The following is a 26,629-nucleotide window of genomic DNA, read 5'->3' as shown; positions in this document are numbered from 1 at the left end:
CGATGAGGCGAGGCGGGCTTACGCTCCGCCGTGACAACGCGACCGCGCTTGGGCATCACCCCCAGCGTGGCCGCTCGAGCTGGGGAAGATCATGAACCGCAAGCTGTTCCTCAAATTGCTGGGCGAGCACCTCTATCCCATTCTTCGCGCGGAAGGGTTTGTCGGCACCGGGGCTACGCTGCGCCGGATCGACGGGCCGGTCATTCATGTCTTCAATGTGCAAGGCGCGCGTTCCGGGGGTGAGTTCTATCTGAATCTCGGCGCGCATCTGTCCTTCCTGCCATCCGCGGGTGGCGGCGCGATCGACCCGCAGGAGATTGACGAGCCTTCCTGCGTATTCCGTGATCGCCTCGATCCGCCGCCCGGACCGGAATTCGGATGGTCTTATTGCGCGTCGCCGGAGGAAGCGGCCGAGAGCGTAGCCTTCATCGTCAGCGAGTGGGAAAGCGTGGGACGCGCTTTTTTCGCGCGCTACGCCTGCTACCCACAAAGCTTCGAGGCCCTGATCCGTAAGGAAGATCCCGATCAGGTCCACCCAAGCGCAGCGCGGACCCTGGCACGCATCGCGATCGAACTTGGCAGGCCGGTGCGTGCGTCCGACTTCCTTGAAGCCGCGCTTCGCCGCGTGCCCGAACGCGCAACGCTCCTGAAAGCGGATCTCGTCGCAATGGCGGACGCGATCCAATCACGGCCAGGCCGCTAGCGTCGGCGACGAAATCCAAGCGCAGCCGTCCTGCAGGGTGGCGCATTTTCCGGCCGACCAGTCTAGACCGTCGCTGCGGGACGGTCTGCCATCGTCTATTTGTCCAGCGCGCGCCATGCGCGACCGGCCCGGAAAGACCATTCCAGCGTTGCAGCGAGCAGGCAGATTTTCAACGTCTGCGGAATAATCCCATCCCCCGGAAAGCTCGGCGGCCCCAGCACGATCGAAATCTGGTTTGCCACTGCCTGCCATATTTCCAGCGGCTGCGGCCCAACCAGCTTGGTCGCGGCCACCCACGCCCAGGCTGATGCCCAATCCAGCGCCCGATACAGCACGATCATGATGATCAGCGGGACAGCGCCGGCGGCGGCGGCCAGATAGACGCTGTTGGCCGCTGCCCGATAGCGCTTGGCGGTTCCGGCCCAGAAATGCCCGACGAAGTCGCGCAGCCAGCTTGGCAAAGACTGCCAGCGGCTCACGGTCCCTTCCACCCGGCGGGACCAGGTGCCGGACGCTTCGATCTTCGCATCATGGACGTCGTAGCGGTAGATCAGCGCGGCGAGTGCGAGCCACACCACCGGCAGTAGCGCCGAGAAGAAGATTTTGACCACCATGTCGATCGGATCCGCCGGGGCCGCCTCGACCGGGCCGGGAAGGGCCGCCTGCGCGGTTCCCACCGGATGCGTGATCGCTTGCCACAGGCTCGGCAGAAAATCGCCGATACGGCGCTCGGCGAACCATTTGAAAATGCCGCCCTGCCACTGGGTGATGACGTAGAGGCCGATGAAGGTCCACCCGGCCTCACACAGGACGATCAGCATGCTCAAGGCCGGATGGTCGCTGCCTTTCTTAAGCGCCTTGGCGGCCTTCCGGATCGCCCAGAGCAAGGCGACCGATCCGATCAGCCACCAGCCGCCCGACACGTCGAACAGGGATCCGCTATAGGTGGGGTCGAACGGGTTGAACTGGCCGAGCCCCTCGCGCGCATATTCGCGGATCGTGTCGCCCAGAAAACCCCAGGCGGCATAATAAGCGAAGAAGGGAACGAGCGCGCGCGAGACGATGCCTGGAAAGGTCCGCCATCCCGGTGTCGCGGCTTTCGGCTCGACCGCCGGCCCAGGCGCCGCCTGGGATGCCTGGCCGATTGCCGGAAGGGCAGGGCGCAGCACCTCGAACATGGCCACGATGATGATCAGCTTGATCAGCACGACGACGGTCAGGGACAGCAGCCCGGCAAGCCGGTTGTGATAGCCCAGCCACACCGCACCTTGGATCATCAGCTCGTTGAGAAGAAGGCCGCCGAGGCCAAGCGCGAGCAACTGCGGGAGGAAACGGACCCACAATCGGAACGTATCGGCGATCGGGGCCAGCGGCCCGCCGCGCATAACCTCTTGGCTCATTGCGTCTTACTCGCGGCAAACTGGAGGTAGGCCGGGCGTCCTTCCATCGTGCTCATCCGGACACGAAGTTCAGGAATGGGGCGCGGCACCAGATAATAAGCGTCGATGAAGATCTTGCTGCCGGGCTTCGCCGCGGAAACGGCCGTGCCGTCGCAGATCGTTCCGACGGCGTCGCCAGGTTTGGCCAGCATCCGCTTCACCAGATCCGGAACCGTCTCGATCGCGGTCCACGCATGTCCGGCAGCATCGATCAGCTCGATCTTGCAGCCCAGCCACGGCGTGTCTTCGTGTTGCGGTTCGACCGACAAGCGTGCCCGCAGGAAGGTGCGGTCCTCCGGCAGGCCGGGCTCGAACGGGATGGCGTTGATCCCCACCAGCTGGATCTTGGCGCCGCTATAGTCGGCCGGCCGGCCCTGCGGCACGTCGATGGCGTCCAGCTCATGCGTCCGCCGGATCTCGCGAAGGTCCCGCCATCCGGTCGCCGCCATGGTGGCCGGCACGAGCAGCAGCAGACTTGCCAGCGCGATCCAGCGCAGGCGCCGTTCGGACCGGCCGGGGATCGGGCGCGGTTCAGAGCTTGGCATGCAGGTCATCCAGGTCGATCATGGCCTCGGGAGCGCCCAGCGGCGTCTTGAGGAAAGGTATCCGCGCTTCCGCGGTCAGCTGGGGAAAACGCTGTTCCGACAGCAGCAGCGTGCCGCCCACGGTGACGTCGGGATGCACTTCGAAGACCAGCAGATCATGCCGCACCAGTCCCGGCTGGATCGTCTTGATGGGCGTCAGTGCCGAATCCGCACCGTCGACGCGATCGCTTGCGGCATAACGCCGGCCGTCGGTCGCCAGCCAGGTTCGCCCGTAGATGTTGGTCGTGTGATGCGCGACCTGCGACGCGACGGGAACGATCAGCCAGACCCCGCCAGTGTCGCGTGTCTCGACCTGTCCGGCGACACGGAAGCGGATGGTGCGCGCGAGCCGCGGCTGCCCTGCCGTGACCACCAGATTATCCATCCGCACCGCCTTGTCGGGCGTGCCGCTAAACCCGATCGGTCCGGTGATGTCGATAAAATGCGGTGTGGTCGCGCGCATGGCAGCCAGCGCCACGAACCCAGCCACGATCGCCGTCACGCCTGTCAGCCGACTCACGATGCACCTCCGTTCGCAACCGGTCCGGCCGGCGCGACCGGCAACGCGATGACGCCGATCTTTTGCGGATCGAACCAGCCCGGCTGGGCATAAAGATTGTCGAAGCTTCGATAGGAACGCGCGTCGATCGAGAAACGCAGCCGGGGCGGCACCTGCGTGCCGGCGGGATAGGTCCACACCAGCGTCATATCTTCCGGCAGGGCTGGCTGCAGTTCGCCGGTCGCGAGATGGTCGCGCTGCAGATAGGGCGTCGGCTGCGCGTCGACGCCTGGAATGGGCGTATCGAGGTGGATCGCGCGCACGAACGAGTTGCTCGTCAGCGCGGTCCGGTTCGTCGCCTGCAAATGGAGTATGATCGCCCGGCGGTCGGATCCGATGATCCGACTTCCGTCAGGAAGACGATCGCTCAAGCGCACACCGTCCAGGCGCAGCGTCCACTCGCCCGCGGCGATCGGCTTGCCGATCGACAGCACAGGGGGCGGAGTCGCCGTTTTAAGCTCGAATAGGCCGATGCCCCAACCGGCAATGATTGCCGCAATGCCTCCGACACCTGTTGTAATACGCGATCGCCACCCGCCGATCGAAAACCGTCCCGCCAATATGCGCCCCTGCGTTGCTAGCGTGCCAATCGTTTCGCCGCCGGTTAACGCACATTAGTCCAAAATCGTTTCATCTCCGACTAGCGACAATATTTCGCACGGGGATCGACAGCGAATGCAGGGGGATGGGGGAGAGGTTTGGTGGGTCCGCCGGGGCTCGAACCCGGGACCTCTCGATTAAAAGTCGCTTGCTCTACCGACTGAGCTACGGACCCGACCGGCGACGCTCCTATGGGCGGGGCGGGGTCGGGTCAACCTCGCCGCCTGCTGACGCACCGTCCGATTGCCGGAAATTCGCCATGACGGTGCGATTTGTCGAAGCGGATCGAGCGCAAAACGGCGTTCGATCAGGCGTGCATGGGGGATTGTCAGTGCCCATTCGCGCCAGGCGCCGCCGGACCACAATAATATGTCGAGGTCGAGCACGCGCTCGCCCCAGCGTCGCCCGCGCCGCCGTCCGAACGCCCGCTCCATCGCTTTAAGCTGGGCGAGTAGCGCGGGCGGCAGGAGCGGACTTTGGATGAGCACCGCGGCATTGGCGTATCTTCGCGAGGACGGGCCAAGCGGAGCGCTCGTCAGTATCTGCGAACGCGCCACCGGGGACAAAGCGGCCATGACCGCCTCGACCACCGCACGCGGGGCGCCATAGCGCCCGTGGCGTCGGTTGGACCCGAGCCCGATCGCGTAGACATGCATCACCCCGCGCGTGCGGCCTCGATATACAGGTCACGCAGCCGGCGCGTAATGGGTCCTGGCGTGCCATCGCCGATCGGCTGGCCGTCGATCGTGACCACGGGAATCACGAAGTTGGACGCGCTGGTCAGGATCGCCTCACGTGCGGCGAGCGCTTCCTCGACCGTGAAGAGCCGCTCCTCGACCTTGACGCCGTCGCGTTCGGCGATGGCCAGCACGGCCTTGCGGGTGCAACCGGGCAGGATCGCCTGGCTGTTGGGTCGGGTCACCAACGTTCCGTCCTGCGTCACGATCAGTGCGCTGGACGACGCGCCTTCGGTAATGAAGCCGTCCTCGACCAGCCACGCTTCCTGCGCGCCCGCCGCGGCCGCCTCGCGCTTGGCGAGCACCTGACCGAGCAGCATGATGCTTTTGATGTCGCGCCGCGCCCAGCGCGGATCGACGATGGTCATGACGGCGATGCCCGTCTTGGCCGACGGGCGTTCGATGACCTCGCTCGCCTGGGTGAAGAGCAACAACGTCGGCGCCGTCGACGGCGCCAGGAAGTCGCGCTCGGCGGGGCCGCCGGTCAGCTGGAAATAGATCCCGCCCTGGTCGAGCGCATTGCGGGCGATAAGCTCGCGCTGGATCGTCTCAATCTCTTCGATTGAGATTGGCAAGGGAAGATCGAGCCCGGCCGCGGAGCGCGCGAACCGCGCCAGATGCGCCTCGCTATCGACCAGCTTGCCGTCAAGCACCGCGGTGAACTCGTAAATGCCGTCGGCAAACAGAAAGCCTCGGTCCTGCGCGGAAACTTTGGCGTCGGCGAGCGGCAGGAAAATCCCGTTAAGCCAGGCAATACGCTCCATCAGATATCCTGTACCAGTCGGCCATAAAGTTCGGGGCGGCGGTCACGGAAGAATCCGAAGGCGGCGCGGTGGCGCTTCACCCGGTCCAGGTCCAGCGTCGCGACGATCACGCCTTCTTCCTCGCGGTCCAATTCGGCCAGGATGTCGCCCCGCTCATCGGTGATGAAGCTGGTACCGTAAAAGGTCTGGCCATGTTCGGTGCCGACGCGATTGGCGGCCACGATCGGCACCACGTTCGATACCGCATGGCCCACCATCGCGCGCCGCCACAGACGCGCCGTGTCGAGGCTGTCGTCGTGCGGCTCGCTGCCGATCGCGGTCGGGTAGAACAGGATTTCGGCGCCCATCAGCATCATCGCGCGCGCGGTTTCCGGATACCATTGGTCCCAGCAGACGCCGACGCCAAGCTTGGCTTGCGGGCTGTCCCATACTTTGAAGCCGGTATTGCCGGGCCGGAAATAGAATTTCTCCTCATAGCCCGGCCCGTCGGGGATATGGCTCTTGCGATAGACGCCCTGGATCGCCCCATCCGGGCCGATCATTGCCAGCGAATTATAATGGTGCGGCCCATCCGCTTCGAAGAAGCTGGTCGGGATGGAGACGCCAAGCTCCGCGGCCAGCGTCTGCATCGCCAGCACCGCCTTATGTTCGCCGGTCGGCTTGGCGTTGGCGAACAGCCCCTCATCTTCGACTCGGCAGAAATAGGGGCCTTCGAACAATTCCGGCGGCAGGATCACCTGCGCGCCTTGCGCGGCGGCTTGGCGCACGCGCGCCTCCACCTTGGCGATGTTCGTGTCGATATCGTCGCCGAAGGCGAGCTGGATCGCCGCCACGGTAATGTCTGTCATGCGCTTGGCACCTGCTGGCTGATGCAGTGGAAGCTGCCACCGCCCGTCAGGATATGGTCAGCGCGATGCCCGATCGCAACGCGGTCGGGAAAGAGCGCGCCGATCGCGGCGACCGCAGCCGCATCGTTCGGCGCGCCATATTGCGGCACCACCACCACCGCATTGCCGATGTAGAAGTTCATGTAGGATGCCGGGATCGCCTCCCCATCCACCTCGATCAAGCCGGGTGAGGGAAGGGAGACGATGTCGACGCCAAAGGCGTGCGCGCGCTGGGCGGCATCGCGATAAACCTCGGCATTCGGGTCGTCGTCCGCCGGCGTCGGGAGCGCCAGCCGCCCCGGCGCGACGAACCGCGCAAGATTGTCGACATGGCCGTCGGTATGGTCATTGGCCAATCCCTGGCCCAGCCACAGCAGGCGATCGATACCCAATCCCTCTGCCAGGCCGCGCTCCACATCTTCCCGCAACAGGCCGGGATTGCGGTTCGGGTTAAGCAGGCATTGCTCGGTGGTCACCGCCAATCCGGTCCCGTCTACGTCGATCGCGCCGCCTTCCAGCACCCAGTCGTAGCAATCGACCGGAATATCCGCTGCTTGGGCCAGCCGCCCGCCCACGCCTTCATCGCCGGGCAGATGATATTTACCGCCCCACCAGTTGAAGCCGAACCGCGCCGCCCGGCGCCCATCCGGCCCGACGGTGATGATGGCGCCGGTATCGCGCAACCAGATGTCGCCAAAGGGCTGGACCACGACCTCGGCTGCCGCGCCGATCAGCGCGCGCGCCACATCGGCCGACGCCGCATCCGCCGCGACCAGGATGACCCGCTCGCCGCGCCCGTCGGCGTGCACGGCACGCGCGAAGGCGATCACCTCGTCGCGCGCGGACGGGAGATCATCCTCCCACAGCTCGGCATGGCTTGGAAACCCAATCCAGACCGCCTCATGCGGCATCCATTCGGCGGGTTGGCGGCGTGTCAGGGGAACCTCCAGCATCGGCGTCGCGCGCCCCATGGCAGCAAGCGGAAATAGTGGCAATGCGCTTGCGAGCGGCCGGCTTCTGTTGGAAACAGACCGTGGGGAATATTGGGGGGTTGTGAATGTTGAAGGGGGTAGGCGCCATCTATGCCGGTGCCGTTTTGTTCATCAACGCCGGCTGCGCCATGGCGACCGCGCCGGAATCGCAGCCGCAACCTGGGGCGAAAGAACAGGCAACGCCGGCGCAGTTGTTCGGGCGTCTTGCCGAGGTAGGCGACATCAGTCTGTCGCCCGACGGCAAGAACGTCGTCTATATCGCGCCCGGCAAGGGCACGATCACCTATGCCGTCATTATGGACGTGCAATCCGGCAAGTTCCACCTGGCGGCACAACAGGACAGCAAGCCGTTGAACCTCGATTCGTGCGGATGGTCATCCAACACCCGCATCGTCTGCAGGCTGTGGGGGGTCGCGTTCGAGCGTGATCCGCCGATTCCATACGTCCGCACGATTTCCGTCGATGAAGACGGCAAGAACGTCATGTATCTCGGTCGCCGCCCCTCCATGTCCGCGCGACGGGTGATGCAATATGACGGCCGTATCATTGATTGGATGGCGGGCGACGGCGCCATCCTGATGACGCGCGATTACGTTCCCGACGACAGCACGGGTTCGCGCGTCGGCAGCAGCGACGACGGGCTGGGTGTCGATCGGGTAGACACGTTGACCGGGCGGGGCGTCACCGTCGAGCGGCCGGGCAAGACCGTCAGCGAATATATGACGGATGGGCAGGGCAATGTCCGCATTCGCGCTTTGGATGAGGCATCGACCGATGGAACGCTGACGGGGGTCACGACCTATCTGTATCGTCCGGCCGGTGAACGGGGCTGGAAGTCCTTCTCGCGCACCAAGGACGGAACCGTCGCCTTCACACCGATCGCGGTCGATGGCACGCGCAATCTCGCTTATGCGGTCCGGACGCTGAATGGGCGGGATGCCTTGTACAGCGTGACGCTCGACGGAAGCTTCAAGGAAGAGCTGGTTGCCAGCCATCCCGAAGTCGACGTCAGCCGGGTTGTGACGATCGGCCGGCGCGGGCGCGTGATCGGCGCTTCCTTCACGACCGATCGTCGCCAGATCGAATATTTCGATCCCGAGTATAAGAAACTCGCGACGTCCTTGGCGCGGGTTATACCTAAGACGCCGCTCATCTATTTTCTCAGCGCGAGTGCAGACGAAAAGAAGCTGCTGATCTTCGCGGAGAGCGATACCAATCCCGGCCAATATTATGTTTTCGACAAGCAGACGCGCCATCTCGACGAATTATTGGAGGCGCGCCCGGCGCTCAACGACGTGGCGCTGGCGCCGATGAAGAGCATCACGTTCAAGGCGGCCGACGGCACGTCGATCCCCGCCTATCTGACGTTGCCGGTCGGCGGGCCGGCCAAGGGCTTGCCGGCAATCGTTATGCCGCATGGTGGCCCCTCGTACCGCGATAGCTGGGGCTTCGACTGGCTCGTCCAGTTCTTCGTCCAGCGCGGCTATGCCGTACTCCAGCCGGAATATCGCGGCTCCAGCGGCTATGGTGACGCCTTCTACGCGCAGAACGGCTTCCGCAGCTGGCAGAAGGCGATGGGCGATATCGCGGATGCCGGCCGCTGGATGGTCAAGGAAGGGATCGCCGATCCCGACAAGCTGGCGATCGTCGGCTGGTCTTATGGCGGTTACGCCGCGCTTCAGGCCAACGTCGTCGATCCGACCTTGTTCAAGGCGATCATTGCCGTGGCACCGGTCACCGATCTCGGCATGATCAAGCGTGAGGCGATCGGCTATACCAACAGCCAGCTCGTCGCGCGGCAGGTCGGCTCAGGCGATAGTATCAGCCAGGGTTCTCCGGCCCGCCATGCCGATCGCATCACCGCGCCGGTTCTGATGTTCCATGGCGACCATGATCTGAACGTCTCGGTCGCAGAGTCCAAGGCGATGGATGCGGCGTTGCGCAAGGCCGGCAAGAAGAGTGAATTGGTGATCTTCCCGGGGCTCGACCACCAATTGGAGGATAGCGAGGCGCGCGCCAAGATGCTGGATCAGTCCGATCGGTTCCTGCGGGCGGCCTTGCACATGTGATTCTGACGGCCGGCGAGGTGCCTGTGCGCTGCTCGCCGGCCAGGAGTGCATAACAAAAGAGGCGGCCGTTGCCGGCCGCCTCCCTGTTTATTCCGAAGATATGGGCTGGATCAGCGCGAGTAGAACTCGACGACCAGGTTCGGCTCCATCTTCACCGGATAGGGCACTTCGTCCAGCGTCGGTACGCGGACATAGGTGACCTTCGATGCGCCGTCGGCGGCGACATAATCGGGAATGTCACGCTCGGAGAGACCCTGTGCTTCCATGACCAGCGCCATTTCCTGCGCCTTCGGCCCCAGCGTCAGCTCGTCGCCTGGCTTCACCAGCCGCGACGCGATGTTGCACTTCACGCCGTTGACGCGAATGTGGCCGTGATTGACCAGCTGGCGGGCCGACCAGATCGTCGGCGCGAACTTGGCGCGATAGACGACGGCGTCCAGGCGGCGCTCGAGCAGGCCGACCAGGTTCTGGCCGGTGTCACCCTTCATACGGGCGGCTTCGGTATAGGCCTTCTTGAACTGCTTCTCGGTCACGTCGCCATAATAGCCCTTCAGCTTCTGCTTGGCCTTCAGCTGAATACCGAAGTCAGAAACCTTGCCCTTGCGGCGCTGGCCATGCTGGCCGGGACCATATTCACGCTTGTTGACCGGCGATTTGGGGCGACCCCAAATATTCTCGCCCATGCGGCGGTCGAGCTTGTACTTGGCGCTGGAGCGCTTCGACATATGTCTGTCCTTCAATTGCGTTGGTGCGCCCCGGGCGGAACCCGACACGCGAAATACCCGGAACCGCGCTGCTTTTCTCCGGGAGGAGAGGGCAGGGCCACCGCTTCACCGAGCGTGCGGAGCCAATTGCGAGGCGCGCCTATGGCGGCGATCGCCCACGGAGTCAAGAATTCCGCCGTCCGCGACGATTGACGGCAAGCCATCCCTGCGCCGCGCTTGGAGGGCTATTCCGGCTTTGCGACGCGGCTCATCCGGTCAAGCTCTTCGCGGTCATTCTTAGCGCGCTCGTCCCATTGCGCGACAGTCATGCATTCACGCTTGCCGCCGAGGCGAGAGCCCGTGCGCTGCATTGTGCGGCAAACCATTTTGTCACGGCTGGGCGCGGCCTTGCTGGCCAGGACAGTCGGCGCCGCCGGAGCAGCGCTATCGCTCTGTGCCGCCGCCGGCATCGCGAACAGAAGTATAGGCAAGATCAAGACACGCATCGCAAATCACCCCCCTTGGATCGGCTGCTATACAGGGCGAAACACAGCCGGAATCAACCACCTTCGCCACCACAGCCGTTCATTTTTGTTAAGCCTAGCGGCGCTTGGGCTTTGCGAATGTCGACAAGATGCCGCGCACCGTGCGCACCTCCTGCGAATTCCAGCCGGGCTTGGTGAAAAGCGTGCGAAGCATCCGCTGCGTCGTCGGCTTGCGGTCAGGTGGGAAGAAATATCCGGCCTCGGCCAGCATCGTGTCGAGCTGGGCAATCATGCCATCCAACTCTTCCTGCGGCGCCGGTGGCAGGATCTCGGTGATCGAGGGTTGGGCGAGGTTGGCGCCCTTCGACCATTCATAGGCCACCAGGATCACCGCCTGTGCCAGATTGAGCGATCCGAACTCCGGATTGATCGGCACGGTCAGGATGGTCCGCGCGACCGCGACGTCGTCCGTCTCCAACCCCGATCGTTCCGGGCCGAACAGGATCGCACTGCCACCCGGCTCGCCCCGGATCGCCACCGCCGCCTCGTCGGGCCGCATGACGGGCTTGGTGACGCCACGCTTGCGCACCGTCGTCGCATAGACATGCGCGCAATCGGCCACCGCGTCCGCAACGCTGTCGAACAGGCGCGCTTCCCGCAACACGATGTCCGCCCCCGAGGCGGTGGGCCCCGCACTCGGATTGGGCCACCCATCGCGCGGACTGACGAGCCGCAAGTCGGTCAGCCCGAAATTCAGCATCGCCCGCGCCGCCTTGCCGATATTCTCGCCCAGCTGCGGCCGGACGAGGACAATGGCGGGGGGCGGGGTGTCTGAACTGTGTGCATCCTTGCCCACATTCCGTTCGTGCCGAGTAGCTGTCGAGCTTGTCGAGACAGCGTATCGAGGCATGCTGCTGGCAAAGCCCTTCTTTGCCGCTCGGCTCAACTCCGCCCAATTCCCTTTGAACAGGGCTTCCTTCTTTGCCCGCGACCAGTTTTTGATCTGCAGCTCTGCCGACAAAGCCTCTTCCCTTGTGGGAAATTCGTCCGCCCACATTAACGCAACTGGGCGTCGATCACGGGTATATCCTGCTATCTCACCTGTCTGATGCTGAGCGACGCGCTGTTCGAGATCCTCGCTATGGCCGGTGTAATAGGAGCCGTCGGCGCAGCGAAGAACATATGCCCAAAAAGTCATGGGAAATGCCTATCCCTCGATACGCCATCTCGACAAGCTCGATGTCTACTCGGGACGAACGGGGCTTATCTACTTCGTGGATCAAGGTTCGCGCGCTGGGCCGCTCACTCCCCGCCAGCCTCGGTGACGCTCCCGGCGAAATGCTCGAAATCCTTGGCTTCGCGGAAATTCTTATAGACGCTCGCATAGCGGATATAGGCGACGCTATCGAGCTGCTGCAGCCCGTCCATCACCATCTCGCCGACGCGCGCGGCATTGACCTCGCTGTCGCCGCTCGTTTCCAGCTGGCGCTGGATCGACGACACCAGCCGCTCGATCTGGTCGACCGTCACCGGTCGCTTGCGTGCTGCGATCGAGATCGAACGTTCCAGCTTGGCGCGGTCGAACGGCTGACGGTCGCCGTCTTTCTTGACGACCGTCAACTCGCGCAACTGCACGCGTTCGAACGTGGAAAAACGCGCGCCGCAGCTCTCGCATTGCCGGCGGCGGCGGATGGATGCGCCGTCCTCGGTAGGACGGCTATCCTTGACCTGGCTGTCCGGATGAAAACAAAAAGGGCAGCGCAATTACAGCTCCGGATAGATCGGGAAGCGCGCGGTGAGCGCCTTCACGCGCTCGCGCACATTGGCCTCGATCTGCGCATCGCCTTGCTCGCCATTCTTGCGCAGGCCATCCAGCACGTCGGCGATCATGTCGGCCACGTCGCGGAACTCCGCGACACCGAAGCCGCGGGTCGTGCCCGCCGGCGAACCCACGCGAATGCCGCTGGTCTTGACCGGCGGCAGCGGATCGAACGGAATGCCATTCTTGTTGCAGGTGATGCCGCACCGCTCCAGCGCCTCGTCCGCGTCGCGGCCGGTGACGCCCAGCGGCGTCAGATCCACCAGCGCCAGATGCGTGTCGGTGCCGCCGGACACGATCTCCGCTCCGCGCTCCTTCAGGCGCGCCGCCAAGGCCTTGGCATTGTCGATCACCGCGCGCGAATAGACCTTGAACGACGGGTCGAGCGCTTCGCCGAACGCCACCGCCTTGGCGGCGATGACGTGCATCAGAGGACCGCCCTGCAGGCCGGGGAAAACCGCCGAATTGATCTTCTTCGCGATCGCCTCGTCATCGGTCATCACCATGCCGCCGCGCGGGCCGCGCAGCGTCTTGTGCGTGGTGGTGGTGACGATATGGGCGTGGCCGAACGGGGTCGGATGCACGCCACCGGCCACCAGGCCGGCAAAGTGCGCCATGTCGACCATGAACAGCGCGCCGACGGCATCGGCGATCTGGCGGAAGCGCGCGAAATCGATGTGGCGCGGATAGGCGGAGCCGCCCGCGATCAGCAATGTCGGCTTATGCTCCTTCGCCATCGCCTCGACCGCGTCATAGTCGATCAGGTGGGTGTCGCGCGTCACGCCATATTGCACGGCGTTATACCATTTGCCCGACAGGGCTGCCTTGGCGCCGTGGGTCAGATGGCCACCGGCATCCAGGCTCAGCCCCATGATCGTGTCGCCCGGCTTGGTCAGCGCCAGCATGACCGCACCATTGGCCTGCGCACCCGAATGCGGCTGGACGTTGGCAAAGCCGCAGCCGAACAATTGCTTGGCACGGTCGATCGCCAGCTGCTCGACCGTGTCCGACGGCCCGCAGCCCTGATAATAACGCTTGCCGGGATAGCCCTCGGCATATTTGTTGGTGAAGACCGATCCCTGCGCCTCCAGGACGGCTTTGGAGACGATATTCTCGGAGGCGATCAGCTCGATCTGATCCTTCTCGCGTTCCACTTCGCGCTCCACGCCGGCAAATACGGCGGGATCGGCCTCAGCAAGGCCGCGGGAGAAGAAGCCATCGGGTTGAACGTCATTGGCGGGCTGGCTGCTCATACGGGCTCCTGGGCAAGATGTGCGAGTTTGGCGACGCGCGCCTGATGGCGGCCACCTTCGAAAGCGGTGTCGATGAAGGCGCGTACACAGGCCTTGGCCATGTCTTCGCCGGTCAGGCGCGCACCTAGCGCGATCACATTGGCATCATTGTGGCGACGCGCCAGCGCGGCCGAAAGCGGTTCGGATACCAGCGCGCAACGCGCGGCCGGGTTGCGGTTCACCGCGATCGAGATGCCGATCCCGGATCCGCACAAAGCGATGCCCATATCCGCGCGGCCGTGCGCGATCGCGTCACCCAGCGCGAAGCCGTAATCGGGATAATCCACGGACGCGTCCGTCGCGGGGCCAAGATCGGTCACCTCATGCCCCTCCGCCCGCAACCACGCGGCCAGCGTCGCCTTCAGCGCGACGGCTGCGTGATCGGAAGCGATGGCGATGCGCGCAGCCAACGGAAACTCCAGCGATTCGGGACACCACAAGCTGTAGTGTCCCCAGGCCGGTGAGACCAGCCTGGCTTGGGTCGATACGGAAGGATTCAGGCGGCCAGCCGCATCTCCATCCGGCTCCAGATCTCGACGAGCGCATCGACCAGGTCGCGCATCATGGCTTCGTCATGGCTTGGGCCAGGTGTGAAGCGCAGCCGCTCGGTCCCGCGCGGCACTGTCGGATAATTGATCGGCTGCACGTAAACGCCATATTCGGCGAGCAGGATGTCGCTTGCGCGCTTTGCCTTGACCGGATCGCCGACCATCAACGGAACGATGTGGGTCGTGGACGGCATAACCGGCAATCCCGCATCCGCCATCATCGCCTTCAGCGTCGCTGCCGCCTGCTGCTGGCCCTCGCGCTCGGCCGCCGACGTCTTAAGGTGGCGCACGCTCGCCAGCGCGCCGGCGACCAGCACCGGCGACAGACTGGTCGTGAAGATGAAGCCCGGCGCATAGCTGCGGATCACATCGATGATCATCTTGTCGGCGGCGATATAGCCACCCATCACGCCAAAGGCCTTGCCCAGCGTACCTTCGATGATCGTCAGCCGGTTGGCCGCGCCGTCCCGCTCCGAAATGCCGCCGCCGCGCGCCCCATACATGCCGACCGCATGGACCTCGTCGAGATAGGTCAGCGCCTCATATTTGTCGGCCAGGTCGCAGATGGCGTGGATCGGCGCGATGTCGCCGTCCATCGAATAGACGCTCTCGAACGCGATCAGCTTGGGCGCGTCCGGATCGGCCGCTGCCAGCAATTCTTCCAGATGCTCCAGGTCGTTATGGCGGAAGACATGCTTCTCGCAGCCGGAGCTGCGAATGCCCGCGATCATCGACGCATGGTTCAGTTCATCCGAAAAGATGATGCAGCCCGGCAGCACCTTGGCGAGCGTCGACAATGTCGCCTCGTTGGAGACATAACCGCTGGTGAACAGCAACGCGCCTTCCTTGCCATGCAGGTCGGCCAGTTCGGCTTCCAGATCGATATGATAATGGGTGTTGCCACCGATGTTGCGCGTCCCACCCGCGCCGGCGCCGACATCGTGGAGCGCCCCTTCCATCGCGGTGATCACATCCGGGTGCTGGCCCATCGCCAGATAATCGTTCGAACACCACACCGTAATCGGCTTCGGTCCATTATGGCCGGCGAAGCAGCGCGCATTGGGAAAGGCACCCTTGTTGCGCAGGATGTCGATGAAGACCCGGTAGCGCCCCTCGGCATGGAGCCGATCGATGGCCTGAGTAAAAACGCGATTATAGTCCAAGAGGAACTTCCCCGGGTTTCGAAGCTGCGCCTCTAGCGCCGAAAGTTCCTTGTTTCCAGCGCTTCGCGCCGCATTTCCTGATTAAAGCCAATCGATTTTTTCCAAACCGAAGTTTTGCAGTGCAGCGCGCAACCCCTGGGTTGGCTCGGTCGGAGCCGTGAAAATCGCAATGCCCGGCGCTGTATTTTCCGGCCATTGCTCGCTTGCAGTCAGCGTGACAGTGCGGCGCGCAATTCCTTTCGCGCCATCAACAAAGATAAGCGGGCGCGGCGCGATCGCGGCTAGACGGTCCGCTACGAGCGGAAAATGCGTGCAGGCCAGCACGACCGTGTCCATCCGCGCCCCGCCGGATTGATCCAGCAGCCCGGCGAGCGCGTCGCGATACGCGGCATCCGGCGTGGCTTCCCCCCTCAGGCTGGCTTCCGCCAGCTGGACGAGCGCGGCGGACCCGTGCCGCAGCACCAGACAATCGCTGGCAAAGCGGCGCGACAGATCGTCGACATAAGGCTGGCGCACGGTCGCGTCGGTCCCCAGCACCCCCATCACCCGAGTCGTGGAGCGTTCGGCCGCGGGCTTGATCGCGGGCACGGTACCGACGATCGGCAGATCCAGCGCTGCGCGGACCCCCGGCAGGGCGATCGTGGACGCGGTATTGCACGCGATGACGATCAGTCGCGGCCGATAGCGTTCCGCCAGCCGCCCGAGCAAAGCCGGCACGCGTGCCGCAATCTCCGCCTCGGTCTTGGTGCCGTAGGGAAAGCCGCCATTGTCCGCGACATAGACGATCGGCGCCTTGGGGAGGGTTTGGCGTATCTCCGCCAGGACCGACAGGCCGCCGACGCCGGAGTCGAAAACGAGGAGCGGGCGATTGTCTGTCGCGGCTCCCACCGGTTTGACCTCCGTCATGCTGAACTTGTTTCAGCATCCACGGCGCAACACGTCCGACCTTGCAGGTGTGAGATGGACCCTGAAACAAGTTCAGGGTGACGGCTAGGTATCTGGCGAAACAATCTCACCCTTTCGCCCGCAGCCCCGAGACGGTCAGCGTCGGACTGATCCGCTCGATATCGGTCTTCAGGTGCAGCAGCGCGATACCCGGCTGCTCCAGCGCGCGGGCGAGGGCCGGCGCGAATTGCTCGGTCGTCTCCACCGTCTCCGCCCAGCCGCCATAAGCTCGTGCCAGCGCGGCGAAGTCGGGGTTGGTCAGGTCGGTTGCGGACACCCGCTCCGGATAGCGCCGCTCCTGATGCATCCGGATCGTGCCATAACTGCCATTGTCCACCAGCAGGACCAGCAGGCGCGCGCCCTGGCGCGCCGCCGTCGCCAATTCCTGCCCATTCATCTGGAAATCCCCGTCGCCGGCCACCGCCACCGCGCGCCGTTCAGGGAAGCGGACCGCCGCTGCGATCGCCGCGGGCACGCCATAGCCCATTGCGCCCGCGGTGGGCGCGAGCTGCGACGGCTGCGCCGCATAGCGCCAGAAGCGATGCGCCCAGGCCGAAAAATTGCCGGCGCCGTTGCAGATGATACTGTCGGCGGGAAGCCGCTCGCGTAACTCCGCCCAGCATCGGCCCAGATCCAGCGGCATGTCGTTTGCGAATGGCGTGTTCCATGCGACCCACTCGTTATGGGCCTCGGCCCCGCGTGGGCTGTCGATGCTCGTCTCGTCGATCGTGCCCGCCACCGCTTTGGCGAAGCTGCGCATGTCCGCACAAATGGCGATATCGGCCCGGTAGACGCGGTTCAGTTCTTCTGGATCGGGGTGGACATGGACCAGAACCTGACCGGGATGGTCGGGTGTGATCAATTCATAGCCATCGGTTGTCGCTTCGCCCAGCCGGGCACCGACGACCAGCAACAGGTCCGCCTGTTTGATCCGCTCGATCAGGCGCGGATTTGGGCCGTAGCCCAGGTTGCCGGCGTAGACCGGGCAATCATTGGCGATTGCATCCTGGCGACGGAAGGCGGCGGCGACCGGTAAACCGGCGCGCATCGCGAACAGCGCGAAATCTTCGCCCGCTTCCGCATCCCAGTCGCTGCCGCCGACGATTGCGATCGGTGCCTTCGCGCTGCGCAGCCGGTCGTAGAGCGCGTTGATCGCCTCCGGGTCGCAGGCCTGCGCGGCCCGGTCGACCCGCGGGCGGTCCACTGCTTCGGCCTCATTCCCCAGCATGTCTTCGGGCAGGGCCAGCACCACAGGTCCCGGCCGTCCGTTCATCGCCGTAGCAAAGGCTCGCGCAATATATTCCGGGATGCGTGCCGCATCCTCGATCCGGGCCGCCCACTTGCACAAGGGTCCAAAGAAGGCCGGAAAATCCACCTCCTGGAAACCCTCGCGGTCACGCGCGTCGCGCGCGACATCGCCGACAAACAGGATCATCGGTGTCGAATCCTGCATCGCCACATGGACGCCGATCGATGCGTTGGTCGCTCCCGGCCCGCGCGTGACGAAGCAGATGCCGGGCCGATGCGTCATCTTGCCGTCCGCTTCCGCCATGAAGGCGGCGCCGCCTTCGGCCCGCGTCACGACCACGTCGATCTGCGGCGCATCGACCAACGCGTCGAGGACCGGCAGGAAACTCTCCCCCGGCACGGTGAAGATACGGTCGCAACCTTGTGCAAGCAGCGCGTCGACCAGGATGCGTCCGCCGGTTCTGTTCGATGTCATGCCCGCGCCTATAGCGTTGCACGAAAGCGCGGGGCAACGTTGACCGCGCGCGGCCCGACCGCTTATCGCAGCCGCAAATTCCGCTAGGAGTGATTGTGGCCAACAAGATCTATCCCGACGCGGTCGCCGCGCTCGCCGGCCTGCTCAAGGACAATATGATCGTCTGTGCCGGCGGCTTCGGCCTGTGCGGCATTCCCGAACGCCTGATCGACGCGATCGAGGCGTCGGGCGTCAAGGGGCTGACCATCGTCTCCAACAATGCGGGCATCGACGGCGTTGGCCTCGGCAAGCTGCTGCGCAGCCGCCAGATCGCCAAGATGATCTCGTCTTACGTGGGCGAGAATAAGGAATTTGAACGCCAATATCTGGCGGGCGAGCTGGAGGTCGAATTCTGCCCCCAGGGCACGCTGGCCGAACGCTGCCGCGCGGGCGGGGCGGGCATTCCAGGCTTCTACACCAAGACCGGTGTCGGCACCGTTGTCGCCGAGGGCAAGGAGACCAAGGAGTTCGACGGCGAGACCTATGTGCTCGAACGCGGCATCGTCGCCGATCTGTCGATCATCAAGGGTTGGAAGGCGGACGAGGCGGGCAATCTGATCTTCCGCAAGACCGCGCGCAATTTCAACCAGCCGATGGCCACCGCCAGCAAGCTGACCGTCGCCGAAGTCGAGGAGATCGTGCCGATCGGTGCGCTCGATCCCGACTGCATCCACGTTCCCGGCATCTATGTGAAGCGGCTGGTGCTGGGCGCGCCCTACGACAAGAAGATCGAGTTCCGCACGGTGCGCACGCGCGAAGCGGCATGACCCGCACGCTGACCGCTCTCGCGATGCTGCTGGCGCTGTCCGCGCCCGCTGCCTCGCGCGTGAAGAAAGCCGTGCCGGTCGCCCAGCACCCTGCCGTCCAAGCGCCGCAGCCGGATCGCCCGCCCGCGCCGTCGGTTCCCGCCAACCTGGCCGGCATCCAATATCTCTACGGCTCCGCCGAGGCGGCCGCGCTCACGCGGCAGACCTGGCGGGCGCTCGCCGATTTCATCGACATCCGCACGGCCATGGGCGATCGCGAGGGGGTCGTCCTGGCGCCCGGTGCAACGCTCGCCGATCCCCGCTTCGTCGAGTGCGGCGACAGGCCGCCCGCGATCATCCTCGATGTCGACGAGACCGCGATCCTGAACCTGGGTGCCGAATATGACGACCTGCTGGCGCAGCGGCCGCGCTTCGACGCAGACGCGTGGGACCGCTGGGAAAAGCAGGGTGCCAAATTCGTCGTCGCTACGCCCGGCGCGAAGGAAGCGCTGGACCGGGTCCGCAATGACGGCGTGTTCGTGATCTTCAATTCCAACCGCGCTGCGACCAATGCGGCGGCGACCGAGGCGGCCTTGTTGGCCGCCGGTCTCGGCCCGGCGAAGCATGGCGAAACCCTCTTCCTGCGTGGCGACGATGCGAGCGGATCCGGCAAGGACGGGCGGCGCGCGACGATTGCGGCGCGCTATTGCGTGATCGCGATGGCCGGCGATCAACTGGTCGACTTCTCCGATCTGTTCACCACCGAACCGAAGACGGTCGCGGCCCGGCGCGCCACGGTCGATTATCCTGAGCTGGCCAACCTCTGGGGGGCAGGCTGGTTCGTGATGCCTAATCCGGTCTACGGCAAGGCGCTGCAGGGCGGTGCCGACGATATCTTCCCGAAGAACATGCAATGGCGCGACCCGGGGTCCGTCCCGCCCGCGCCCACCTCAACGAAAGCGAACCACTGATGGCCTGGACCCGCGACGAAATGGCAGCGCGCGCCGCAAAGGAATTGCAGGACGGTTTCTACGTCAACCTCGGCATCGGCATCCCGACGCTGGTGGCCAACCATGTCCCTGCCGGCGTCGAAGTGACGCTTCAGTCGGAAAACGGTATGCTCGGCATTGGACCCTTCCCGTATGATGACGAGGTCGATCCCGATCTGATCAATGCCGGCAAGCAGACGATCAGCCAGCTTCGCTCCTCGTCTTACTTCTCCTCGTCGGACAGTTTCGCGATGATCCGCGGCGGCCATATCGACCTGACCGTGCTGGGCGCGATGGAGGTGTCCGAAGGCGGCGACATCGCCAACTGGATGATCCCGGGCAAGATGGTGAAGGGGATGGGCGGGGCAATGGACCTCGTCGCCGGCGTCAAGAAGATCATCGTCGTGATGGAGCACACGTCCAAGAACGGCGATCCCAAATTCATCCCCTCCTGCACCCTGCCGCTGACCGGAAAGAATGTGGTCGACATGATCGTCACCGATCTGTGCGTTTTCCAGCGCCCCGATCACCAGACGCCGTTCAAGCTGATCGAGCTCGCCCCCGGCGTGACGGCTGACGAGGTCAAGGCGAAGACGACGGCTGCCTATGCGGCCTAACCCGCTTCCGGCAATGGCAGGATCGGCCGGCAGGAGATTGTTGACGCGCTACTTCGGCGCGAACGTCACCTTCACCGGCTTATTGTCCGCAGGGTGTGAAAACGCCTCGGGGCCATAAGCGGGATTGAAGCCGGGGTGCCACGCCCGAAGCTCCGTGTTGCTCAGCCATTCCAGCTGAAGCTGGTCTTCGGGCGAGTTGACGCTGAACTGGGCGATCGTACCGACCGCAGAATGGCATGTTCCCGGTTTCTTGGCGTCCAGAACGGAGGCCTGCGTCTCGGTCCCACCCGACATCGATCCTACCGCCGGGCATTGCCGCACTTCGACATGATAGCGCCCGTTAGGGGAATAAAGGTCTTTGATGACCTTGTTTGGGCCGCCGCAGCTTGCGACCAGGCAGGACGATAATAACAGAACCGGCACCGCAAACTTCATACGCCAACACACCTTCTTATGCTGCCGTGTCCGGCATGATCGATCCCGTGTATCAATCCTTGTCGATTTCGTCTGCGACAATGATGGCGCCGGCAGTGCCAACGGCTCGTCGCGCGACGAGCCGAGTCACGCGTCCGTTGACCCAATCGCCGCCGCGCCCCAAGGCGGTCGGCCCACGATGAACCGTCGCCCGTGATCCCGCCCAGCCGTCCCAGGTCCGCCCGCCCATTCTGGCGCGATCCGTTGGTCGTGCGCAGTTTCTGCTTGTTGCTCGCGCTTGCCTTGCTGGTGGAGCTGATCGTGATCGGGCGTCATTTCTTTGCCGCGCGGCCCGTCCGCCAGGGCATCAGCGCGGCGGCGAAAGCGGAACGCGCGCTCGGTGCCGGGCCGCTCAACCCGCGCGTCTATCGCGTCGATTATGCCCATCTCGACAATCGCATCCGCGCGCTGGTCGATCGCAAGGACATGGCCGGTCTCGCGATAGCCGTGATCGAGGATGGCCAGCTGTCCTTCATCAAGGCCTATGGCACCGTGGACGGGGAAACCGGCGAACCGGCCACCGTCCAGACGGTGTGGCGGTGGGCCTCGGTCTCCAAGGGCGTTGCGGCGACGCTGGAGGCGCTGCTGGAACGGCAGGGCAAGCTCAAGCTGGACGATCCCATTTCGAAATGGTCGTCCACGCTCAAGCTGCCGAAAGACAATCAGAATGTCGCGACCCTGTCGGACGCGCTCTCCCATCGTCTCGGCATCGTCAAGAACGCCTATGACGATCGGCTGGAAGGGAATGAAGATCCCGCGCTCATTCGCGGCATGTACGGTCCGCTCTTCCCGATGTGCCCGCCCGGGACCTGCTGGGCCTATCAGAATGTCGCATTTGATGTCGCGCATGAGGCGATCAGCAAGGCGACCGGCCTCAGCTATGAGGAAGCCGCGCGCCGCTACCTGTTCGGGCCGCTTGGCATGACCAGTGCGACCACCACCCAGCAGGGTCTGATCGGCGCGCGCAGTTGGGCGCGGCCGCATGCGGGGCGTCGGCCGATCCCGGTGCAGGAAGCCTATTATCGCGTGCCCGCGGCGGGTGGCGTCAACAGTTCGATCGTCGATCTCGGCATCTGGATGCGGGCGCAGATGGGCGGCGCGCCGGGCGTGCTGCCCCAGGATGTGTTGTTCAAGCTGCATGTGCCACGGGTCTTCACGCCGCGTCGTGGGCTCGCCGCCTACGATCTGGCGCTGAAGAACAGCTCCTACGGCCTCGCTTTCCGGGAATCCGATTATCAGGGTCATCATCTGGTGTGGCATCGCGGTGCCGTACGCGGTTCGCGGTCGGAGATGATCTTCGACCCGGCCGAGCGTTTCGGTGTCGCGCTGCTGTGGAACTCGACCTCGGTCAAACCCACCGGCCTGCCGCTGGAAGTGTTCGATCAATATTACCGTCTGCCGTTCCACGACTGGATCGAGATCGGCAAACCCTGATTGATCCTGTGTCGCCACGCGGTTAGTCGCGCTGCGCGATGAATGTGCTGCTCACCGGTTCCAGCGGCTGGCTCGGACGCCACCTCGCACCCTTGCTTCAGGCGGACGGCCATCGCGTCGTCGGCCTGGATGTCGCGCCCGGCGCCTATACCGAAATCCTGGGCGGGGTGGACGATCGGGCGCTGGTCGGCCGCGTTATGCGCCAGCACCGCATCGACGCCGTGGTACACGCCGCTGCGTTGCATCAGCCCAATATCGAACATCATTCGCGGCAGCGTTTCATCGACGTCAATGTCAGCGGCACGCTTGCCTTGCTGGAGGAGGCGGTCGCCGCAAATGTGGATCGCTTCGTCTTCACCTCCACCACGTCGCTCATGATCTCTGCCGCGATCCGCGCGGGTCAGGGCGAGGCCGCCGCGTGGATCGATGAAACGCTGACCCCGCTGGCTCCGCGCAACATCTATGGCGCGACCAAGCTCGCCGCCGAGCGCCTGTGTCGTCTGATCCATGACGATCATGGCCTGCCGATCGTCGTTCTGCGCACCAGCCGCTTCTTTCCGGAGGAGGATGATCAGGCGCATCGCATTTCCGAAGCTGGGGAGAACAGCAAGGCGATCGAACTGTTGCACCGCCGCCTGACGGTCGAAGACGCGGCAGACGCGCATCGTATCGCGCTCGCCAAAGCGCCCGAGCTCGGGTTCGGGCTGTTCGTCATCTCCGCGCCGACGCCGTTCGTACGCGCCGATGCGCCGGCTTTGAAGCGCGACGCCGCTGCCGTGATTGCGCGGCTGTTCCCCGATGCATCCGAACTCTTCACGCGCCGGGGCTGGACGTTCCCCGAGTCGATAGACCGGGTTTACGATGCCGCCCTGGCCGAACGCCTGCTCGGCTTCCGCGGCAAAACCGATTTTGCTGCGCTGTTGGATGCGCTGCGGCACCAGCGGCCGCTGCCCTTCGTGCACGATCCATCTTACATTTCGCCCCAATGGACGGGCTAGGCACGGGTCGCCGCGCGGTTGCGCCGCATCGCCGGTCGACCAGCGATGCGCTTACTGGCGTTCGTGCGTCGCCGCGCTTATGTGCGCGCTCACTATGGCCCAACCGCGCACGCTTTATGAGAAGATCTGGGACGCGCATGTCGTCGCCCGCCGCGACGATGGCACCTGCCTGATCTATATCGATCGCCACCTCGTTCACGAGGTCACCAGCCCGCAGGCGTTCGAGGGGCTACGCGTCGCCGGGCGGCCCGTGCGGCGGCCGGATCTTACGCTGGCGGTGCCCGATCACAATCTTCCGACGACCGCGCGGACGGATGCCAACGGCGCCCGCCTGCCGATCGCCGATGCGGAAAGCGCCAACCAGCTTGCCGCGTTGCGCCGGAATGCGCCTGAATTCGGCGTCCGCTTGTTCGATGAAATTGCCCCCGAACAGGGCATCGTCCACGTCGTCGGGCCGGAGCAGGGTTTTACGCTGCCTGGCACGACGCTCGTCTGCGGGGACAGCCACACCGCCGCGCATGGCGCGCTGGGCGCGCTCGCTTTCGGTATCGGCACGAGCGAGGTCGAACATGTCCTTGCCACGCAGACATTGCTGCTTACGCGCTCCAAGACGATGGAGATCCGCGTCGATGGCACGCTCGGCTTCGGCGTCAGCCCCAAGGACGTGATCCTCGCCATTGTCGGCAAGGTCGGTGCGGCCGGCGGTACGGGCTATGTTGTGGAATATACCGGCTCGGTCATTCGCGACATGTCGATCGAAGGGCGGCTGACCGTCTCCAACATGGCGATCGAACATGGCGCACGCTCCGGGCTGATCGCGCCGGACGAGAAGACCTACGCCTATCTTCAGGGCCGGCCGATGGCGCCGCAAGGCGCCGATTGGGATCGCGCGGTTGAATATTGGCGATCGCTGCCGACCGATGTCGGGGCGGTCTACGACAAGGTCGTCACCCTGCACGCGGACGATATCGCGCCCAGCCTCACCTGGGGCACCAGCCCCGAGGATGTCGTGCCGATCACCGGCAGCGTCCCCGATCCGATGAGCTTTGCCGATCCTTCCAAGCAAGAGGCGGCAAAGAAGTCGCTCGCCTATATGGGCCTGACGCCCGGCACGCGCATGCAGGATGTCGGCGTCGAGCATATCTTCATCGGCAGCTGTACCAACAGCCGGATCGAGGATCTGCGCGCCGCCGCCGCCGTCGCCAAGGGGCGCCATGTGGCCGGCACGATCCGCCAGGCGCTGGTTGTGCCGGGCTCCGGCCTGGTTAAGCGTCAGGCCGAGGCGGAAGGGCTGGATCGCATCTTCCTCGACGCGGGCTTCGAATGGCGCGAACCCGGCTGCTCGATGTGTCTCGCCATGAACCCGGACAAAGTCCCGCCGGGCGAGCGCTGCGCCTCGACCTCCAACCGCAACTTCGTCGGCCGCCAGGGCCCAGGCGCGCGCACCCACCTGGTGTCGCCCGCCATGGCGGCAGCGGCCGCCGTCACCGGCCGCCTCACCGACGTGCGGGAGTTGATGGGATGATGGCTGGACCCAATCCAACCGGTTCGTGTCGAGTAGGGTTCGAGCTTGTCGAGAAACCGTATCGAGACATCCCTCGATATCTCATCTCGACGCGCTCGATGACACTCGGGACGAGCGGCGTAATCTAAGGCTGGCAAAGCATGACCACCCCCCTCACCAAAGTCGAAGGCAAGGCCTATCCATTCGGCCGCAAGAACGTCGACACCGACGTGATCATCCCGGCCCATTGGCTCAAGACGATCACACGCTCGGGCCTCGGCCGCGGCGCGTTCGAGACCGTGCGCGCGGAGCCCGGCAACGTCTTCGACGATCCGACTTATGCCGGCGCACCGATCCTGATCGCGGGCGATAATTTCGGCTGTGGGTCCAGCCGCGAACATGCCGCCTGGGCGCTGGGCGACATGGGCATCAAGGCGGTCGTCGCGCCTTCCTTTTCGGACATCTTTTCCGGCAACGCCTTCAAGAACGGGATCGCCACGATCATTCTCCCCCAGGATGCGATCGATCGCCTGATGGAGGTGGCGCAGAAGGACGAGGTCACGGTCGATCTGGAAACCCAGACCGTGACCACGCCTTTCCAGGACCGTTTCACCTTTGTGATGGACCCGTTTCGCCGCGACTGCCTCATGCAGGGCAAGGATGAGATCGGCCTGACGCTGGCGATGGCGGACGATATCAGCCGCTACGAGGCCGCGACCGCCGCCGACCGTCCCTGGCTCTGACCCCGCCGGGGCGGCGCTGGGTTCAGGCCGCCTGAAGGATCCGCGCTGACGGCCCGTCAAGCAGCATGAACGCCTCGTCGAAATCGCCGAGCGACACCAGCTCATTCCAGTCAGGCACCGTCACCATGCCCGATTTGATCGTAACGCCGATCTGGTTCCGTAGCTGCTTCAAGGTCCGGTTGACGTAAATGCTCGTCAGCCCGGACGCGTCGCCCAGATCGCTTTGCGTGATCGGCAGCGGAAAGGCGTTCCTGTTGCCCAAGCCGGCGCGCTCACATCGCGTCGCCATCTCACACAGCAGGTGGACGATCCGGGTCAGTGCATCCCGGCGGCCGACATTCACCACCCATTCGGAAAAGATGGAGCCGTCCGCCACGCAATCACGCCAAAACGCCTCGGCTACGCCGGGGTGCTGTGCGGCAATGCGTTGCAAGTCCGCGTGCGCCACCCGCAATATTGTCGTGCGGGTCAGCGCGGCCAGACCCCACGCCGCCGTCGGGCTCACCACCGATGGGAGGTCCGCCATATCGCCGACAATGTACAGGCAGGTTGTTTGACGCGCGCCATCGCGGCTCTGCCCGAAGCGGCCGACCAGCCCTTCGACGACAAGATGGCTATGGTCGACCTGCTCGCCCTGCTGGACAAAGTCCTTATGCGCGGCAACGCCTATGATCTGACCGTTGAGGCCCATCACGGCGCTTCGTTCCGTCTCGGTAAGAATAGAACGGGAGGTGAGGCGGGTCGCAAATGTTTGAAGGGAAGAACCCTGCGTGTGAATCACGACATATCTCCGGCCAAAAGGCGGGAGCGCATAGGTCTCACAGCCACCAGCGCCCGAGGGTCGTTGCCGGTGATAAGGACGTGTACCATGATTGCTTCCGCCGGCCTAATTCAAAGGAGCCGGCGATGCGGGAGATTGTGGCGCCGGCGCCATCGGCAAAAGTGAAGGCGCCGCCCCGATCCGCGCAGTACACCGAACATGCAATAGCATGATCGGTCGCTGGCGCGATCGTGCGCCGCCGCAGCGATCGACATTGCTCTTACCGCAATAGCGTGTCGCGCACGTCTTCCG

The 26,629-nt window shown here is 64.6% G+C and carries 28 protein-coding genes and 1 tRNA gene; 9 read left to right on the top strand and 20 right to left on the bottom strand.

All coding sequences use genetic code 11. The annotated features are described in order from the left end of the window. The first annotated feature begins 91 nt into the window (after nucleotides 1–91). A complete protein-coding gene (locus ACSBM8_RS11445; RefSeq protein ID WP_442678149.1) occupies nucleotides 92–703 on the top strand; it encodes a DUF4304 domain-containing protein in 612 nt (203 codons plus the stop codon). Between the two features lie 95 nt (nucleotides 704–798). Here the strand turns inward: ACSBM8_RS11445 and ACSBM8_RS11440 are convergent, their stop codons facing one another. The 9 genes from ACSBM8_RS11440 to ACSBM8_RS11400 all read right to left on the bottom strand — a co-directional run bounded on the left by ACSBM8_RS11440 (nucleotide 799) and on the right by ACSBM8_RS11400 (nucleotide 7,226). Beyond that, a complete protein-coding gene (locus ACSBM8_RS11440; RefSeq protein WP_442678148.1) occupies nucleotides 799–2,103 on the bottom strand; it encodes a hypothetical protein in 1,305 nt (434 codons plus the stop codon). After that, nucleotides 2,100–2,687 (bottom strand): hypothetical protein, encoded by a 588-nt coding sequence (locus ACSBM8_RS11435; protein WP_442678147.1) that lies wholly within the window; start codon nucleotides 2,685–2,687, stop codon nucleotides 2,100–2,102. Before ACSBM8_RS11435 ends, ACSBM8_RS11440 begins: the two co-directional genes overlap by 4 nt. Further along, on the bottom strand, nucleotides 2,674–3,246 hold the full coding sequence (locus ACSBM8_RS11430; RefSeq protein ID WP_442678146.1) for a hypothetical protein: 573 nt from the start codon (nucleotides 3,244–3,246) through the stop codon (nucleotides 2,674–2,676). Before ACSBM8_RS11430 ends, ACSBM8_RS11435 begins: the two co-directional genes overlap by 14 nt. Then, entirely contained in the window at nucleotides 3,243–3,845 is a 603-nt protein-coding gene (locus ACSBM8_RS11425) for a hypothetical protein (protein WP_442678145.1), read from the bottom strand. Before ACSBM8_RS11425 ends, ACSBM8_RS11430 begins: the two co-directional genes overlap by 4 nt. A gap of 139 nt (nucleotides 3,846–3,984) precedes the next feature. Continuing rightward, a tRNA-Lys gene (locus ACSBM8_RS11420) sits at nucleotides 3,985–4,060 on the bottom strand. Next, entirely contained in the window at nucleotides 4,023–4,541 is a 519-nt protein-coding gene (gene folK, locus ACSBM8_RS11415) for a 2-amino-4-hydroxy-6-hydroxymethyldihydropteridine diphosphokinase (RefSeq protein WP_442681571.1), read from the bottom strand. The genes ACSBM8_RS11420 and folK overlap by 38 nt, the downstream gene beginning before the upstream one ends. After that, nucleotides 4,541–5,386, bottom strand: coding sequence for a D-amino-acid transaminase (locus ACSBM8_RS11410; RefSeq protein ID WP_442678144.1), 846 nt, complete (start codon nucleotides 5,384–5,386; stop codon nucleotides 4,541–4,543). Before ACSBM8_RS11410 ends, folK begins: the two co-directional genes overlap by 1 nt. After that, entirely contained in the window at nucleotides 5,386–6,234 is an 849-nt protein-coding gene (gene aguB / locus ACSBM8_RS11405; RefSeq protein ID WP_442678143.1) for an N-carbamoylputrescine amidase, read from the bottom strand. The genes ACSBM8_RS11410 and aguB overlap by 1 nt, the downstream gene beginning before the upstream one ends. Continuing rightward, on the bottom strand, nucleotides 6,231–7,226 hold the full coding sequence (locus ACSBM8_RS11400; protein WP_442678142.1) for an agmatine deiminase family protein: 996 nt from the start codon (nucleotides 7,224–7,226) through the stop codon (nucleotides 6,231–6,233). The genes aguB and ACSBM8_RS11400 overlap by 4 nt, the downstream gene beginning before the upstream one ends. A gap of 104 nt (nucleotides 7,227–7,330) precedes the next feature. Between ACSBM8_RS11400 and ACSBM8_RS11395 the strand changes: the two genes are divergently transcribed. Further along, the gene (locus tag ACSBM8_RS11395) at nucleotides 7,331–9,334 is read left to right on the top strand and encodes an alpha/beta hydrolase family protein (protein WP_442678141.1); all 2,004 of its coding nucleotides are present in this window, start codon (nucleotides 7,331–7,333) and stop codon (nucleotides 9,332–9,334) included. A 110-nt stretch (nucleotides 9,335–9,444) separates the two neighbouring features. On the opposite strand, the gene rpsD is transcribed toward ACSBM8_RS11395, so the two are convergent. From rpsD to ACSBM8_RS11350, 9 genes are all read right to left on the bottom strand, one after another. Further along, nucleotides 9,445–10,059 carry a 30S ribosomal protein S4 gene (rpsD, locus tag ACSBM8_RS11390; RefSeq protein ID WP_442678140.1) on the bottom strand — a complete coding sequence of 205 codons (615 nt, stop codon included), beginning with the start codon at nucleotides 10,057–10,059 and terminating at the stop codon, nucleotides 9,445–9,447. Nucleotides 10,060–10,283: 224 nt separating this feature from the next. Further along, nucleotides 10,284–10,544 carry a hypothetical protein gene (locus ACSBM8_RS11385; protein ID WP_442678139.1) on the bottom strand — a complete coding sequence of 87 codons (261 nt, stop codon included), beginning with the start codon at nucleotides 10,542–10,544 and terminating at the stop codon, nucleotides 10,284–10,286. Nucleotides 10,545–10,638: 94 nt separating this feature from the next. Further along, complete coding sequence (locus ACSBM8_RS11380; protein ID WP_442678138.1) at nucleotides 10,639–11,721, bottom strand: TrmH family RNA methyltransferase; 1,083 nt, start codon at nucleotides 11,719–11,721, stop codon at nucleotides 10,639–10,641. 104 nt (nucleotides 11,722–11,825) lie between these two features. Then, a complete protein-coding gene (nrdR, locus tag ACSBM8_RS11375) occupies nucleotides 11,826–12,287 on the bottom strand; it encodes a transcriptional regulator NrdR (RefSeq protein ID WP_442678137.1) in 462 nt (153 codons plus the stop codon). Continuing rightward, nucleotides 12,288–13,595 carry a serine hydroxymethyltransferase gene (gene glyA / locus ACSBM8_RS11370; RefSeq protein WP_442678136.1) on the bottom strand — a complete coding sequence of 436 codons (1,308 nt, stop codon included), beginning with the start codon at nucleotides 13,593–13,595 and terminating at the stop codon, nucleotides 12,288–12,290. Beyond that, on the bottom strand, nucleotides 13,592–14,044 hold the full coding sequence (gene rpiB / locus ACSBM8_RS11365; RefSeq protein ID WP_442678135.1) for a ribose 5-phosphate isomerase B: 453 nt from the start codon (nucleotides 14,042–14,044) through the stop codon (nucleotides 13,592–13,594). The genes glyA and rpiB overlap by 4 nt, the downstream gene beginning before the upstream one ends. Before the next feature lie 86 nt (nucleotides 14,045–14,130). Then, nucleotides 14,131–15,345 (bottom strand): 5-aminolevulinate synthase, encoded by a 1,215-nt coding sequence (gene hemA, locus ACSBM8_RS11360; protein ID WP_442678134.1) that lies wholly within the window; start codon nucleotides 15,343–15,345, stop codon nucleotides 14,131–14,133. Nucleotides 15,346–15,426: 81 nt separating this feature from the next. Continuing rightward, nucleotides 15,427–16,251: a glutamate racemase gene (murI, locus tag ACSBM8_RS11355; RefSeq protein ID WP_442678133.1), complete on the bottom strand. Its 825-nt coding sequence runs from the start codon at nucleotides 16,249–16,251 to the stop codon at nucleotides 15,427–15,429. Between the two features lie 106 nt (nucleotides 16,252–16,357). Continuing rightward, complete coding sequence (locus ACSBM8_RS11350) at nucleotides 16,358–18,013, bottom strand: thiamine pyrophosphate-binding protein (protein ID WP_442678132.1); 1,656 nt, start codon at nucleotides 18,011–18,013, stop codon at nucleotides 16,358–16,360. 95 nt (nucleotides 18,014–18,108) lie between these two features. Here ACSBM8_RS11350 and ACSBM8_RS11345 point away from each other — a divergent pair, with 95 nt between their 5' ends. The 3 genes from ACSBM8_RS11345 to ACSBM8_RS11335 are packed head-to-tail and all read left to right on the top strand — an operon-like array spanning nucleotide 18,109 to nucleotide 20,404. Then, nucleotides 18,109–18,819, top strand: coding sequence for a CoA transferase subunit A (locus ACSBM8_RS11345; protein ID WP_442678131.1), 711 nt, complete (start codon nucleotides 18,109–18,111; stop codon nucleotides 18,817–18,819). Then, nucleotides 18,816–19,769, top strand: coding sequence for an HAD family acid phosphatase (locus tag ACSBM8_RS11340; RefSeq protein ID WP_442678130.1), 954 nt, complete (start codon nucleotides 18,816–18,818; stop codon nucleotides 19,767–19,769). The genes ACSBM8_RS11345 and ACSBM8_RS11340 overlap by 4 nt, the downstream gene beginning before the upstream one ends. Then, entirely contained in the window at nucleotides 19,769–20,404 is a 636-nt protein-coding gene (locus ACSBM8_RS11335; RefSeq protein WP_442678129.1) for a 3-oxoacid CoA-transferase subunit B, read from the top strand. Before ACSBM8_RS11340 ends, ACSBM8_RS11335 begins: the two co-directional genes overlap by 1 nt. Before the next feature lie 48 nt (nucleotides 20,405–20,452). Here the strand turns inward: ACSBM8_RS11335 and ACSBM8_RS11330 are convergent, their stop codons facing one another. Further along, nucleotides 20,453–20,839, bottom strand: coding sequence for a hypothetical protein (locus tag ACSBM8_RS11330; RefSeq protein WP_442678128.1), 387 nt, complete (start codon nucleotides 20,837–20,839; stop codon nucleotides 20,453–20,455). A gap of 192 nt (nucleotides 20,840–21,031) precedes the next feature. On the opposite strand from ACSBM8_RS11330, the gene ACSBM8_RS11325 reads away from it, so the two are divergent. From ACSBM8_RS11325 to leuD, 4 genes are all read left to right on the top strand, one after another. Beyond that, nucleotides 21,032–22,312, top strand: a complete 1,281-nt coding sequence (locus ACSBM8_RS11325; protein ID WP_442678127.1) for a serine hydrolase domain-containing protein — start codon at nucleotides 21,032–21,034, stop codon at nucleotides 22,310–22,312. A gap of 38 nt (nucleotides 22,313–22,350) precedes the next feature. Beyond that, the gene (locus ACSBM8_RS11320; protein ID WP_442678126.1) at nucleotides 22,351–23,310 is read left to right on the top strand and encodes an NAD-dependent epimerase/dehydratase family protein; all 960 of its coding nucleotides are present in this window, start codon (nucleotides 22,351–22,353) and stop codon (nucleotides 23,308–23,310) included. Nucleotides 23,311–23,404: 94 nt separating this feature from the next. Then, on the top strand, nucleotides 23,405–24,835 hold the full coding sequence (gene leuC / locus ACSBM8_RS11315) for a 3-isopropylmalate dehydratase large subunit (protein ID WP_442678125.1): 1,431 nt from the start codon (nucleotides 23,405–23,407) through the stop codon (nucleotides 24,833–24,835). A 140-nt stretch (nucleotides 24,836–24,975) separates the two neighbouring features. Beyond that, nucleotides 24,976–25,557: a 3-isopropylmalate dehydratase small subunit gene (gene leuD, locus ACSBM8_RS11310; protein WP_442678124.1), complete on the top strand. Its 582-nt coding sequence runs from the start codon at nucleotides 24,976–24,978 to the stop codon at nucleotides 25,555–25,557. A gap of 22 nt (nucleotides 25,558–25,579) precedes the next feature. On the opposite strand, the gene ACSBM8_RS11305 is transcribed toward leuD, so the two are convergent. Beyond that, nucleotides 25,580–26,248 (bottom strand): Crp/Fnr family transcriptional regulator, encoded by a 669-nt coding sequence (locus tag ACSBM8_RS11305; RefSeq protein WP_442681570.1) that lies wholly within the window; start codon nucleotides 26,246–26,248, stop codon nucleotides 25,580–25,582. Between the last annotated feature and the right edge of the window lie 381 nt (nucleotides 26,249–26,629).

This window comes from Sphingomonas sp. ASY06-1R (assembly GCF_052180265.1).
In the GTDB taxonomy this organism is placed as follows: domain Bacteria; phylum Pseudomonadota; class Alphaproteobacteria; order Sphingomonadales; family Sphingomonadaceae; genus Sphingomonas_I.
This window is presented reverse-complemented; position numbering and strand designations above follow the sequence as displayed.

Coding starts and splice junctions, on each gene's coding strand:
- ACSBM8_RS11350 (WP_442678132.1), bottom strand. CDS start 18,013: ATGACATCGAACAGAACCGGCGGACGCATCCTGGTCGACGCGCTGCTT.
- ACSBM8_RS11380 (WP_442678138.1), bottom strand. CDS start 11,721: ATGACTTTTTGGGCATATGTTCTTCGCTGCGCCGACGGCTCCTATTAC.
- rpsD (WP_442678140.1), bottom strand. CDS start 10,059: ATGTCGAAGCGCTCCAGCGCCAAGTACAAGCTCGACCGCCGCATGGGC.
- ACSBM8_RS11320 (WP_442678126.1), top strand. CDS start 22,351: ATGAATGTGCTGCTCACCGGTTCCAGCGGCTGGCTCGGACGCCACCTC.
- ACSBM8_RS11305 (WP_442681570.1), bottom strand. CDS start 26,248: ATGGGCCTCAACGGTCAGATCATAGGCGTTGCCGCGCATAAGGACTTT.
- ACSBM8_RS11385 (WP_442678139.1), bottom strand. CDS start 10,544: ATGCGTGTCTTGATCTTGCCTATACTTCTGTTCGCGATGCCGGCGGCG.
- ACSBM8_RS11435 (WP_442678147.1), bottom strand. CDS start 2,687: ATGCCAAGCTCTGAACCGCGCCCGATCCCCGGCCGGTCCGAACGGCGC.
- leuD (WP_442678124.1), top strand. CDS start 24,976: ATGACCACCCCCCTCACCAAAGTCGAAGGCAAGGCCTATCCATTCGGC.
- ACSBM8_RS11410 (WP_442678144.1), bottom strand. CDS start 5,386: ATGGAGCGTATTGCCTGGCTTAACGGGATTTTCCTGCCGCTCGCCGAC.
- leuC (WP_442678125.1), top strand. CDS start 23,405: ATGGCCCAACCGCGCACGCTTTATGAGAAGATCTGGGACGCGCATGTC.
- ACSBM8_RS11395 (WP_442678141.1), top strand. CDS start 7,331: ATGTTGAAGGGGGTAGGCGCCATCTATGCCGGTGCCGTTTTGTTCATC.
- aguB (WP_442678143.1), bottom strand. CDS start 6,234: ATGACAGACATTACCGTGGCGGCGATCCAGCTCGCCTTCGGCGACGAT.
- glyA (WP_442678136.1), bottom strand. CDS start 13,595: ATGAGCAGCCAGCCCGCCAATGACGTTCAACCCGATGGCTTCTTCTCC.
- ACSBM8_RS11335 (WP_442678129.1), top strand. CDS start 19,769: ATGGCCTGGACCCGCGACGAAATGGCAGCGCGCGCCGCAAAGGAATTG.
- ACSBM8_RS11330 (WP_442678128.1), bottom strand. CDS start 20,839: ATGAAGTTTGCGGTGCCGGTTCTGTTATTATCGTCCTGCCTGGTCGCA.
- ACSBM8_RS11445 (WP_442678149.1), top strand. CDS start 92: ATGAACCGCAAGCTGTTCCTCAAATTGCTGGGCGAGCACCTCTATCCC.
- folK (WP_442681571.1), bottom strand. CDS start 4,541: ATGCATGTCTACGCGATCGGGCTCGGGTCCAACCGACGCCACGGGCGC.
- murI (WP_442678133.1), bottom strand. CDS start 16,251: ATGACGGAGGTCAAACCGGTGGGAGCCGCGACAGACAATCGCCCGCTC.
- ACSBM8_RS11440 (WP_442678148.1), bottom strand. CDS start 2,103: ATGAGCCAAGAGGTTATGCGCGGCGGGCCGCTGGCCCCGATCGCCGAT.
- ACSBM8_RS11340 (WP_442678130.1), top strand. CDS start 18,816: ATGACCCGCACGCTGACCGCTCTCGCGATGCTGCTGGCGCTGTCCGCG.
- ACSBM8_RS11400 (WP_442678142.1), bottom strand. CDS start 7,226: ATGCTGGAGGTTCCCCTGACACGCCGCCAACCCGCCGAATGGATGCCG.